We start from the raw sequence: 12,074 nt of genomic DNA, 5'->3' as shown, positions 1-12,074 counted from the left end.
TTGAAATGGTAAATTGGGAATGGCTTTATGCTATAATCTTAAAATAGAAGGTAAGGGATTTCTGTGGTTTATTGTTGAAATATTTTAAAAAAATAATTGACTTTTTGAATAATTACCCTATAAAAAGTAATTATTATAGGGTTACTCATATTTTTCTACCAGAATTGAGTATTCCAATTTAGAACTTTTGTCCTTATTTTTTCGGCTTGCTCCTTATATTATTTATGTTCATTTACTAAAAAAGTAGCTTGGCAGCCAATTATATTGTAAATCCGTAAGTCCTGAGAACAGGTTATAAATATAAGGCTTACCCAGCCCGCTAGCTAGTGAAAATGCTGAGCCATTCTTAAAGTGTTTCTTTTTATGGAGAATGGGATCATCCCATTTAAGTCCTTTTTAATTCCCTTTTCTACCAGTAATGATCCTACAAAAGTCTTATTAAAGATGGAGGGTTTTGAATAACTTTTGAATTAACCCATTTTATTCTCTATATTATTTAGCAGAAGTGGCCACAGAAATTTTACATCAGCCTTAAATAGATCAACTAGCGCTAATGATGAGGTGCTGGGGTTTTTAGAAATGATTTTTATACCCACTCGTTTTTGTCTTGACTTATTACAAAAATATACTTTCAAAATAACCTAAATGAGAACTATGAAGAGTTGTTATTCCAGCATAAAGATGTTTAGAAAGAGGTTTATCCTTTTCATCTTTCCCTTGCTGATTATTCACAATGGATTTGCTCAGGAGCAGGAGCTTTTAAATCTCAATAAACCGGACCGCCAGGAATGGTTCACCTCTCTTGGCTTTGGGATGTTTATCCATTGGAGTATGGATGTACAGCTTGGGATGGTCATTAGTCATAGTATGGTGGGGGCATCGGAGGATTATTTGAACCGATATACCAAGGAGCTGCCCAAGACCTTTAACCCAGAAAATTTCGATCCTAAAGAATGGGTAAATGCAGCTAAGCTAGCCGGCATGAAATACATTGTATTTACGGCTAAGCATCATAACGGCTACTGTATGTATGATACCAAAACCACCGATTTTGGGATAATGAACAGTCCTTATGGTAAGGATGTGACCAGCATGATCGTGGAAGAATGCCGTAAAGCTGGGCTGGCAGTAGGGATATATTTTTCGCCGGACGATTTCTATTTTCTCTATAACCAAGGAACGCTCATCAGTAGGGTGCGGGATGAGGCCTGGCCGAGTCATAATCCAGCGCTGACCGCCTATATCAAAGAGCAGATGAGTGAGCTGATGACTCAGTATGGTAAAATCGATATTGTATTTTTGGATGGCCTTGACCCCTATGGCCAAACTGAGCTGGCCAAGGTATGCTGGGACATAGATCCTGAGGTGGTCGTCACTCGGGGCGCTATCACCACACCAGAACAAAAGCTACCAGAAATGGCTATACCAAGCCCCTGGGAAGCCTGTTATACCCTTGGGAACCAATGGCAATATCGCCCAACCAATGAGAGGTATAAGTCAGCAAAAGACGCTATTCTCAAATTGATAGAAATAAAAGCAAAGGGAGGTAACTTCTTATTGAACTTTGGTCCGGATGCTTTAGGGAATTTCCCTCCTGAGCAAATGGCAGTATTGAATGAAATGTCCTTGTGGATGTTTATCAATAAAGAAGCCATGGAACATACCATTCCTCATCATAATAAGATCCGACAGGATAATATGTGGTTTCTCACCTCCCGGGATCAAAAAACACTTTATATCCTTATTGACGAAGATCAGTGGAAATTCGGAGATCGAAAAGTATTCACTTTAAAGGGCTTTGAAACTAGTTCCGAAAGTCAGATTTCAGTATTGGGCCATAATGGAGAAGTACTCGAATACAATAAAGAAGCAGACCCCGGCCCATTTTTCACACCTACCATGGAAGGGACAGAAATATCCGTTACCCGCTCTCAACGCATTTATAATGACCGAAAATGGAATAACCCCGTCGTGGTCAAATTGACAAACTTAGCATTGGAATAAGCTTAATAGTCCATAGATTGAGTGGATATTTTATTAATCGCTGGCCATGAAGGAACATGGGAGAAAGTAAGAAATGCTTTAGCAGGAATGGGCGAAGAGGTAGTTGATAAAAAGTGAAACTTTGATTGGCCGATGTATTGGTTTAAAAAAATAGAGAACTATTAAATAAAAAAATAGGGGCCATAGGCCATTAATCGTAGGATAAGCGGGCTATAGCAAAAAAAAAGATGCCTGGATCCAGGCATCTTTTTTTAAAAGTTGGTGTAGCTAATGCTTAGTTTACGCCTTCTTCGATTTCCTCAGAAGTTTCATTTGCTTTTCTTTCTACATCATCTGCAGCATCGTCAATGGCATCGCCAGTGTCTTCCATGCCATCCTCGATAGCATCACCTGCGTTTTCCATTGTATCTTCTACGTCGTCATTTTTGTCATTTCCACAGGAATATAAAGAAAGCATCCCTGCAACAGCGAATAATGCTAGTACCTTTTTCATAATTTCGATTAGTTAAAATTTAGTGTTTAGATTTCGGGTAGTATTAAACAATGTATGTGCCAAAAGCATGTTTTAGACTTGGAAATTTTTGATTATTGTGTGAAAACCATTCTTTTTCTGAATATTATTCTTCTAATAATCCTGTTTTAGCTGATTTATTAATGAGTAAAAATAAGTAAATGCCAACGATAATTTGGCAGGATATTCGGATGATCTTCAATTAAGGAGACTTGAATTAATTAAAAAGCTGTTAATAAAAAAAGCGGTGGTATCGAAAGATAGCACCGCTTTTTTAAATTATGGGCTGGGAAATTATAGTTCCCAGCCTATCCCTGTTTGAAAAACGTAATCGGCGCGTGTGGCACCAGTTACGGGTTGGTTATCAAAGTTGAGGGTAAAGCCTACTTTGACATATAGGTCCCAGGGTAAGTCGTATTTGGTATCAATATTATAATCAAATCTCCAACGACCCTTTTCCGTGATCCCAGGATATATTGTGGCACGAGTGAGGAGGTTTAGGTCACCGATATCATATAGGTTAAGTTCGGCACCTACATAGCCTTCCAAACTGTTTTTCTTTGGGTCTTCGGTGGTATAGATTTCATTCACATAGGAGAAACCACTTTCTACCCCAAAATAGGAGTCATTAGTGTGGATGATGTATTTACCAATACCCGCAGAGAAGGTACTTCTTAGATCGATCAACTGCTCCGTATTGGAGAGGAAGGAATAGTTGACTGGTAAATAGAAGTCCTTTGGTAGGAATTTCTTATAGTTCAGGCCACCATCTTCACGTCTGGTGGGTTCCACATCGTCCTGATTAGAGCGGATAAGGTTATAATTACCACTGGCAGACCAGCTGCTGGCGACATAGCCCACAGAACTTCGGATACCTGTCTGGACGTAATTATTGGCTTTGGTAAAGCTATAGCTGAAATCTACTGAGGCAGAGAGCCTGCTCCAGATATCATTTTCATAGGTTTTGAAATAAACGATCTCATTGACTTTTACATCCATAGTTCCACCTTCCGTTCTCCTGATGATAATATTTTTTGGTGAATCTGTGGAAAATGAGCCATTATGTCTTTCACCTGAGGTAAGGGTGATAAGATAGTTTTGGTCGGAATAGATTTCCAATACATCCTGCCAGGAGATCTTGAAGTCTGTATCACTATAATCCGTTTCAATGGTGATGACCCCACGGTCCATGGATTTGATTTCTCCTACAATGATATTGTTGTTTTTAAATACCAAAGAGTCCCTTACGTCGACTGATGCATGCGCTAGCTGCGAAGCCGCAAAAACCAATAACAATAAAGTAAATAACTTTTTCAATAGCGTAAAATTTAATATTTAAACATAATTTCAATTAATGGCTTAGTCTAATTGTGATTAAGCCTTAGAAGATTTTATATCCTTTTCTAAACCCGGCAAAGCGGTAATTTAGGTTGAGTAAAAACTGGCTTCTTTTACCAAAGACCCCTAGTTCAGTACGAAGCATAATGCGTTTATTAAACTGATATTGGGAGCCCAGGACGATATTAAATGGCGCTGCCACCTTTTTGTCCAGGGTATAATCGATAGTGGCATCTTCCACATCGATGCCATTGCTGATATCCTCTATTTTATCGATAATCTGATTGGCGATTACCCTTTGGGCGATTGGCAAGTCATCTGCCCAGGTTCTGAGGTCATCGATGATAATTCCCTGACCTATTCCCGGGAAAATTTCCTCGACCTTGATATTTCCACGGGTATCATTAGAGATGTTTTGGTAAAACACCCCAACCCAGGCAGATAAGGATTTTTCTGGGTTAGTCGCGTTGAGCATGGTGTGGCCCACTCTAATTCCACTATTGAAAGCCGGAACAGGCTCCACCACCACTTCAATATTGGCGAAGTTATAGTTATTATCCCAGGTCAGCCATACCGGCCCCAGTGAACCAGCAAGGGTCATCCCCAGCCCATAGGAGTTTACATTGAATCGCTGGGTGGTCTGAAGATTAATAGGAGCGTTAAGATTTACCTGTGTTTCGGTAGTTCCCATACCTATGATCCCGTAAAGATTTAAGAAAGGCATCACCCAAATATCTGGCCGGAAGGTATAGGCATTGGTGGTACCGATGGTGGGACCAAATTGGATGAAATCGCTAAAATCGGCCTGAGGGCTACCATTAAATCCCAGAAGTATTTTCTCCATAAGGATTTCCTGACGCTGGGTAAAATAAATAGCACTTAATCCATAAGCCAAGGGGATATCATAGCCTCTTTTATAAGCTTGCTTCCCCCATATAGGAAGGGTAAATGGATAGTCCATACTCTTCAGACTATCATAATATGGCTTATACGCAGGGATATCGGACCGATCCTTCCCCTGACCCATACTGTGAAGAGGAAGAAGGACAATGGCTAAAGCCACCACACCGATTAATTTTATTACAGATTGCATTCTGATTGTTGAGTTAAGTATATATTGGTTCAAATATTTATTAATTAGTTTTTTTACTGCGTTTTTCTTCGGCTTTTCCAGCTCCAATAGGGATGCCTACATAAAGGTAGATTGCGTTGTTTTTGAGGGATTCTCCGGACTTAGCGATATTCATTAGCCCTAGATAATATCTCATTCCAATATTCATCCCATGGCCGTGCATGAGCCGATATCCGACTCCAGAGGTGATTCCCAGATCAAATCTCTTATAGTCATCGCCAATCTTATTATTATATTCAAGGTCATCCTTGTCCAGGATACTTCCTGTAAACTGATCCACGGCCTTATACCTAAGACCTAGCTGAGGGCCGGCTTCTACAAAGAAGTGGCTGTTCGGGAAATGGTATTTCGCGAGGGCCGGAATGCTGAAATAGCTTAAGTTTCTCCTTACCTCTGCATCTGCGAGAAGAAGGTCCAGATTTTCGTCCCCTAGGGTATAGGAGGGGAGTCCCGTTGCTCCCATGGTGGATTTTACAATCACGCCTGTATGCAATTGCCAATTCTCCTTCATTTTGATGTCGAAATAGAATCCAAGATGAAGGGAATTCGCAAAATCGCTGGTAGGAAGCCCATTCATATTGGTAAATGCGATGCCCCCATCAAGACCAAATTCTATTTTATCTGAATTTAAATCATCACCCAGTATCAAGGAAATCAATACTTGAGAATGAGCTGCTGGCATATGACTAAGGAGCATGGCCAGGGTAAAAACTGAAAATACTATTAATTTATTTTTCATTTAATCATTATGGTTCTTAAAGGTCGCCTGTTTTGGCATCCTGCTTCATGTCTTCATTGGCGTAGATAGCCATCTCCACTCGTCTGTTTTTGGAGCGGTTTTCCTCACTGTCATTCGCATATTTAGGTTGAGTTTCTCCGTACCATTTGTTGGTGAGACGGTTTGGGTCCACGCCCTGGGATACCAGAAAACTCGATACAGCTTTGGCTCTTTTTTCTGAAAGCTGCATATTAAAATCCTCTGATCCGGTATCATCAGTATGGCCTTCTATCAGGATATTGGTATCAGGATATTTCCCAAATACCTGAGCGGCACTGATCAGGTCTTCTTTATAGGAGTCGCTAAGGGTGGCAGAGTTGATTTTGAAAGCTAAGCTGGCGTCAAAGGTCACGTTAATGCCTTCATCCACTCTATTTACCTCGGCGGTAGGAATGGCCTGCTGTAGCTCCTGGGCTTGCTTATCCATCTTTTTGCCAATCAGGTTTCCTGCGGCACCACCTATCGCGGCACCGGCTAGGATGCCCCAAATGCTCCCTTTAGATACTGCAGCTCCGGCTGCGGCACCACCTGCAGCGCCTATTGCGGTTCCTTTTTGTTGATTGTTCCAGCTGGCGCAGCTGGCCAGAAGGAGGATGATCATTGAATAGGCTATGATGTTTTTCATGGTATTCTTGGTTTTATATAAAAATGTTTTATTTGCAGATAAGAGCAGAGAACATATCCATATTCATGTCTCTCCAGCCCAGCTCCAGTGCCTGATTGATATCCTTACAAAGTTTTGTTTTTTCTTCTGCACTCATCTTTTTGCGCAGGTCCTGAGTTTTATCGGTGCCATATTTCTGTTGCACTTCCTTTAGGCCGGTATTGGACCTGCTGATATAAACTTCCTGAGCATCATGACCCTTGGCTAGTGCTTGATCATATGCCGCATAGGCGCCTTGGTAGTCATCATGATAGAGTTTCATATCACCTTTTTGAATCAGGAAGGAGGTGTTTGATGGATCCAGGCTGATGGCTTTTTCTAAGTACCAATCTGCCGAATCCTGCTCCATGAGCTGCTGATCATATACCCTCGCCATGAGCGCATAGTTTTTTGCTCGCTCAGGAGTGTTTTGATTTTTTTCAGTCAGTGTGATGACCTCTTTCAGTTCCATTTGTGAACCCTGTATATCGCCTGTTTTCTGCAAGGCTATACCTTTTTGAAAATGAGCGGCCAGACTTCTGTTTTTAGTGACTTTCAGCGCCAGATCCGCCTGAGTGATGGCCTGATCATAGTTCCCTACCTGGTTATAAGCTTCGGCTTTCATTACCGCGCCTTGTTCCTTAGCGTCTTTGGTTTTGCAGTCTGAGGAGAAGGTATTGAGCAGGGTAAGTGCCTCATTGTATTGCTGTTGATCCATGAGTTTTTGGGCACTAGCGAGGGTCTCCTTGCAGTTTTTCCCCATGGTGAAGGTTTGTGCCAGGACTGGCGTGGAGAGGCAGAATATAAAAGTGGCAAGGAAAAGAAATGTATATTTCATTATTGCTCTGGGTTAGTTCTATCAAAAATAATAAGAGGTGCATGCTGGTGGACATGCACCTCTTTCAATGCTGAATAAAAGGACTTAATTATCGTCTTCCTGTACGTCGGCTACTTCATATTTATCTTTGCCATCCACCTGTACGGGCTGATAGTAGGTGTCACCATACTTTACATAAGTTTGATCACCTACTTTTACTTCCTCAGCACCTTCCGGAAGGTTAGTTACCACGGTACCAGAGGTAGGAGGAACGACTGTATAGCCGTCACCAGATTTCTCATAATAGGTACCTCCATAATAATAATTATTAGTTTCATTGACGGTGACATTCTCAGCCCCGCTAGGGATGGTGGTGACGGTGGCACCAGCAGGAGCTTCCACCACGGTGTATCCACCATTGCTTTGGGCATAGAATACCCCCTGATCATAGTGATATTGCTGATTTTCTATAGAGATGATGACTGCTGTGGTGGCTAGAGAAGCGATAAAGAAGCCCCATGGATGCCATACAGGACCCCAGTAGAATGGACGGTAAGGGTGATAATAATAAGGATGGTAACTATAGAATCTATAATGACCATAGTGATAAGGAGGACGCGCATATGGTCGAGGATTTCTCCTTACCACTGTACTTCTATTATGCGTTTTCACTTTATTACCACTCACATTGACATTTACATTCTTGCTATTGTCAATATTTACGGAATTATGACCGCCGCCAATTTTATTGTTATTTCCCTTAACCTCAGAGAGACGACTATTGGAATTTTTCGTGTTATTGGTTTTGATATTGCTACCTCTATTGGCGGTAGAGGTATTATGCTGTTGGAAGCTGGAAGTTCTCTGCTGGGATCTTACCGCTCCACCATTGATCGTTCTTCCTCCGGATGGTCTTGCAGCCGCTGTACTACGAGCAGCTCCTCCGCCTCCGCCGCCGCCATGTCTGAGACGCTGGGCCTGACTTTCCATTGGCATTGCCAGCAGGGCAAGTATAGCTAATGATAAGGCTATATATATAGATTTATTCGTGTATTTCTTCATATCTAAATCAGTGTTTTTTTGGTAAAATTGCGATTAACCTTGCTCCTGGAGGTGGCGTAAAAGAGAAAATCGAAGTGGGCAATACAGGATTGAACTCCCATGAAGTAAAGGTGGCTTCATATTGGGGGGAGTGAGGCTGGTCATTATGGATGATCAGCATTTTTACCGGCATATTCATGGCGTCATTCGCCACCCAAAGCTGTACATTCAGCTTGTCATTAGTAGCCGCTATGTGGAAGCAGTCTTTGCCCTCTACATATTTGTTTCCTAGAAAAACTAATTTGTCGAAATTTTCTAAAAGATCATCGGTGAAGGTAGGGTAGAAGAAGTCAGCGGCAGGGAAGTCAACACCATATTGGCTGTTGATGGTGTCTATCATAGAAATGATAGTGGATGGCGCTTCCACCGTGGTATAATTGTTTTCGCTGTACGAATAATGGGTAAATAATTCACCATCATAGTAGAATCCACGATGACCATGTTTTCCTTTCGAATGAATAAGAAGTTTGTCCGGACCTTGCAAGAAAACTTCGCTTTCAGTAAAATCCTTTTCATATTCCACCTCTGTGGAAGGATGATCCATGGAGGTGGTAATCTGATATCTGCAAGATTCCAACTGGCCGATTACCTCAGACATATGATCTAAAATAAATACGGCAGTGGAATCAATTTTCTTTTCCTGAGCCGATCCAATAAATGGAATTATAATGCTCAGAAGTACTAAGAACGTTTTTTTCATGTTTGTAATTTTTGGTCCTAAAAGAAAATATGCCCGGCACATCCTCCTAGTTTTAATTCTATTTTAATTTATTTAAAGTAAGATAGTAAGTAAAAAGCTTAGCATCTATGGATAAGCCCTGTTCACCTGCCAATATTTATAGATTTTGGCCATTATTTACCAGAACATTCACTGATTCTGGGGAGTACAGGGAGTTTTTTACTTGTTGAATTGGTTCAAAATGCCATTTATCACGATTATTAATGCATTAAAAATAATAGGTTGGTTTTTATTAACATTTGATAGTCAAATAGTTATTAGCTATCGAGCATTAAAACTGCAAAATTGAAGTCAAAAATAATGAAATTTTTAATTATCACTTAGAAAGTCAAAGTATTATTACTGTATTTTCTTTTGATCTTACTATTTATAAAATGCCCATTCTACTTATTTAGGAGGCGTAAAGCCTTGTTTTTTAAAGTGTGAATTGCGCGGAATACGACCCAATCCAAACAGCAGATAGGGATAAAATAACAGTACAATAGTAAGGAGAAATAAGGTCGATGAAAGCACTAAGAGAATGACCGTGTTTTGGATAAAGTTGATATGGTAAAATATCAGTTGGACCAATAAAGGAAGGGTAAGCCATGGCAAAATCTTCAAGGTAAACCGAGTATAATTGCTCCATTCAGAATTGATTTTTAGCAAGCCCTTTTTTCTTAAAATCCCCAGCGTGCGGAAATAATCGTGGAATACCTTATAGCTGGTAAGCATTTGTATCGCTAAAATCAGCGAAGGGTATTGAAAGGGAAGCGAAGAAACACAAAGTAGTAATATTAATATGGTGGTAAGTAAATTTAACCAGACGTGCCCTAAGCTTATAGGCCCGGTAAGAGACTGGAAATAAATATAATACAAGGAGAAAAAGAGACTCAATAGGGGCAGGATATAGACAATTTCTTCCTTAGATAATCCTCCATAAGGATCAGGAAAGTAATTATAAAAACATAGTAATTGAATAAGAAAGATACAAATGAAGGTGGCCGCAAAAAGTCTCCTGGACTGTAGCTTGGTGAAGATTTGTGAGGGAAAAAACCATAGAACTACCGCTATTGCAGCGGCGGTGAATGCTGCAATCAGGTGAATATAATAGGAAATGACACCTATATCTATCATGGTTTAGTCAATGTGAAAAAGATATTCGTTTTGTGGAAAGACTGAAATTATGATGTAATCTTACTTATTATTTGGTCTAGGTCTGCCATAAAAGATGAAAATGTTGCCAAATATTATGAACCTAACAGGCCAAACGAAAGATTGCCTAAAATCGATAGGTTCTGCCTTAAAGACCTAACCCTAAAATCGGTTTCCTACTCTGAGACAGAAAACTGGCGTAATTAAGAAATGGAATGCGAAAATGGACCGTTTGTACGGGGCCGTGGAGAAAAATAATGGGTATGAATAATGATATCAAATATACCTTAGGAGCTATAGAAGCTATTATGATATCAATTAATATGTCTATCAAGGTCACTTCCGACCTTCTAAGACGCAGAGGATAAAGGTATCAGGCTGTTTTCTCCTGATTTTTGATGAATTCAGAGGGGGTCTGACCAGCCCATTTTTTGAAAGCCGAAGTGAAAGAATTTCTATTTGAGAATCCACAGTCATAGCCTAGGGCTTCTAGGGTAATGCTCTTCCAGCCTCCTTTATAGATAATTTGCTTGCAATGTTCTATCCTATATTTATTCAGAAAGTCGTTGAAATTAAGGCCTTTTTCCTTATTGATAAAGGAGCTTAGTATATATAAAGGAACATCGAGGTCCTCTGCCAGGTTTTTGAGATTGTATCCCTGATTGAGATAAGGAGTATTCTGTTCAATATGAAGCGTAAGCTTTTGATCCAATTCTATTACTTTATCTTGAGATAAATACTTGGTGTTTTCCACTTTTAATTTGGGTGAATCTGCCTCGATCACCATCACAGTTTCCAAATTATCTGCTGAGATTATCATATCTCCAAGTCCGTATAGGAGCTTTGGTTGGGCAAATAGATAACCTGTACATATTAATACAAATAGGGCGCCAGTGGTTTGATAAACCATTCCTAAGGTATTATTACCTATAAGGTTGGTGCAATGGATCAGGTAAGGGTAAAATAGAATAAATTGCATTCCAGCATAAAAATACAACCAATTCACCATGGACTTGCTGACCTTGTTTTTATCATTCGTATCCTCCTGAAGGTATCCAATAATCAAACGCAGTTGGCCAAGCCAATAAAAAGCAAAAATGATATGAAACAGGAGTAATAATCCCTCCACGGGAACGGGTATAAAGGAATAATTTAGGAACTGAATCGGATTATTTTGCTCCATCATCAGCTGAACCACCCCTTGCTGACCTGCATGATCCAGGAGAAAGAATGGAGTGACATTGAGCAGGTATAATACAAAGGGTAAAAAATGAATAAAGTCCTTAGTAGAAAGGGACTGGTTGCTTAGGACAGAGCGGATATATAAATAGGAAAAAGGTATGAAAACTAATAAGGATAGGAGTGCAAAGGGGAGGAGCTGAGGCGTGAAATACAGCAAATTGGAATGAGTGAGCTGGCTTACGACCAAGCTGATGATAAGGGAAACAAAAGCCACCCCAAGGTATCTTCTATGTTTATTTTCTGTATTGGTAAATACCCATAATATGGCTATAGTCAATATTCCTGCGGTGATAGCAAGTGCTTGGGTAATCAATAAAGCAGTAAAAGAGTGGCTCATACCAAAGGTATTTTAAGTTATAAAAAGGAACTCAGATATGTTTTTCAGTTTTGGTAATCTTAAGGAAACCTATTCCTTCTATAAGAATCAAATTAGTTTTATGTCAATAATTCATTAATTCCTACTATTCATTTGTTTTAAGGCAATTAGGATTTTTTACTTGCCATAGCGTGGTTTTGCCCTATGAATGGGGCCTAGTTCTTTTTACCTAAATTTTCTTGAGGATTTATCGAATCATTTTGTGAGAATAGAATTCTTTAAGCTCAGGAAATATGTATTTTGTACTTATAAATATGTA

The 12,074-nt window shown here is 39.9% G+C and carries 11 protein-coding genes; 1 reads left to right on the top strand and 10 read right to left on the bottom strand.

Annotation, left to right across the window (positions count from 1 at the left end; translation table 11 throughout):
• Positions 1-654: 654 nt before the first annotated feature.
• Complete coding sequence (locus B050_RS0112115; RefSeq protein WP_229802405.1) at positions 655-2,004, top strand: alpha-L-fucosidase; 1,350 nt, start codon at positions 655-657, stop codon at positions 2,002-2,004.
• 274 nt (positions 2,005-2,278) lie between these two features.
• Here the strand turns inward: B050_RS0112115 and B050_RS0112110 are convergent, their stop codons facing one another.
• The 10 genes from B050_RS0112110 to B050_RS0112065 form a co-directional block, all read right to left on the bottom strand.
• Positions 2,279-2,497, bottom strand: a complete 219-nt coding sequence (locus B050_RS0112110) for a hypothetical protein (protein WP_018474188.1) — start codon at positions 2,495-2,497, stop codon at positions 2,279-2,281.
• Positions 2,498-2,809: 312 nt separating this feature from the next.
• Complete coding sequence (locus B050_RS0112105; protein WP_018474187.1) at positions 2,810-3,832, bottom strand: DUF481 domain-containing protein; 1,023 nt, start codon at positions 3,830-3,832, stop codon at positions 2,810-2,812.
• 64 nt (positions 3,833-3,896) lie between these two features.
• Positions 3,897-4,946 (bottom strand): hypothetical protein, encoded by a 1,050-nt coding sequence (locus tag B050_RS22930; RefSeq protein WP_052308747.1) that lies wholly within the window; start codon positions 4,944-4,946, stop codon positions 3,897-3,899.
• 40 nt (positions 4,947-4,986) lie between these two features.
• Positions 4,987-5,724, bottom strand: a complete 738-nt coding sequence (locus B050_RS0112095) for a porin family protein (RefSeq protein WP_018474185.1) — start codon at positions 5,722-5,724, stop codon at positions 4,987-4,989.
• Positions 5,725-5,740: 16 nt separating this feature from the next.
• Positions 5,741-6,388, bottom strand: a complete 648-nt coding sequence (locus B050_RS0112090; RefSeq protein WP_018474184.1) for an OmpA family protein — start codon at positions 6,386-6,388, stop codon at positions 5,741-5,743.
• A 28-nt stretch (positions 6,389-6,416) separates the two neighbouring features.
• Positions 6,417-7,244, bottom strand: coding sequence for a tetratricopeptide repeat protein (locus B050_RS0112085; RefSeq protein WP_018474183.1), 828 nt, complete (start codon positions 7,242-7,244; stop codon positions 6,417-6,419).
• A gap of 84 nt (positions 7,245-7,328) precedes the next feature.
• A complete protein-coding gene (locus B050_RS0112080; protein ID WP_018474182.1) occupies positions 7,329-8,285 on the bottom strand; it encodes a DUF6515 family protein in 957 nt (318 codons plus the stop codon).
• Between the two features lie 7 nt (positions 8,286-8,292).
• On the bottom strand, positions 8,293-9,024 hold the full coding sequence (locus B050_RS0112075; RefSeq protein WP_018474181.1) for a DUF2092 domain-containing protein: 732 nt from the start codon (positions 9,022-9,024) through the stop codon (positions 8,293-8,295).
• Between the two features lie 426 nt (positions 9,025-9,450).
• Positions 9,451-10,179, bottom strand: coding sequence for a hypothetical protein (locus tag B050_RS0112070; protein ID WP_018474180.1), 729 nt, complete (start codon positions 10,177-10,179; stop codon positions 9,451-9,453).
• A 391-nt stretch (positions 10,180-10,570) separates the two neighbouring features.
• On the bottom strand, positions 10,571-11,776 hold the full coding sequence (locus B050_RS0112065) for a helix-turn-helix domain-containing protein (protein WP_018474179.1): 1,206 nt from the start codon (positions 11,774-11,776) through the stop codon (positions 10,571-10,573).
• Positions 11,777-12,074: the final 298 nt, after the last annotated feature.

The sequence above is a fragment of the Echinicola pacifica DSM 19836 genome (assembly GCF_000373245.1).
GTDB lineage: Bacteria > Bacteroidota > Bacteroidia > Cytophagales > Cyclobacteriaceae > Echinicola > Echinicola pacifica.
The sequence above is the reverse complement of the archived record's forward strand: the minus strand, read 5'-3'. Positions and strand labels throughout refer to the sequence as shown.

Bases quoted from the DNA above. Each gene is read 5' to 3' on its own strand.
- B050_RS0112070 (WP_018474180.1), bottom strand. From the start codon at position 10,179: ATGATAGATATAGGTGTCATTTCCTATTATATTCACCTGATTGCAGCA.
- B050_RS0112095 (WP_018474185.1), bottom strand. From the start codon at position 5,724: ATGAAAAATAAATTAATAGTATTTTCAGTTTTTACCCTGGCCATGCTC.
- B050_RS0112080 (WP_018474182.1), bottom strand. From the start codon at position 8,285: ATGAAGAAATACACGAATAAATCTATATATATAGCCTTATCATTAGCT.
- B050_RS0112090 (WP_018474184.1), bottom strand. From the start codon at position 6,388: ATGAAAAACATCATAGCCTATTCAATGATCATCCTCCTTCTGGCCAGC.
- B050_RS0112065 (WP_018474179.1), bottom strand. From the start codon at position 11,776: ATGAGCCACTCTTTTACTGCTTTATTGATTACCCAAGCACTTGCTATC.
- B050_RS0112085 (WP_018474183.1), bottom strand. From the start codon at position 7,244: ATGAAATATACATTTCTTTTCCTTGCCACTTTTATATTCTGCCTCTCC.
- B050_RS0112110 (WP_018474188.1), bottom strand. From the start codon at position 2,497: ATGAAAAAGGTACTAGCATTATTCGCTGTTGCAGGGATGCTTTCTTTA.
- B050_RS22930 (WP_052308747.1), bottom strand. From the start codon at position 4,946: ATGCAATCTGTAATAAAATTAATCGGTGTGGTGGCTTTAGCCATTGTC.
- B050_RS0112115 (WP_229802405.1), top strand. From the start codon at position 655: ATGAAGAGTTGTTATTCCAGCATAAAGATGTTTAGAAAGAGGTTTATC.
- B050_RS0112075 (WP_018474181.1), bottom strand. From the start codon at position 9,024: ATGAAAAAAACGTTCTTAGTACTTCTGAGCATTATAATTCCATTTATT.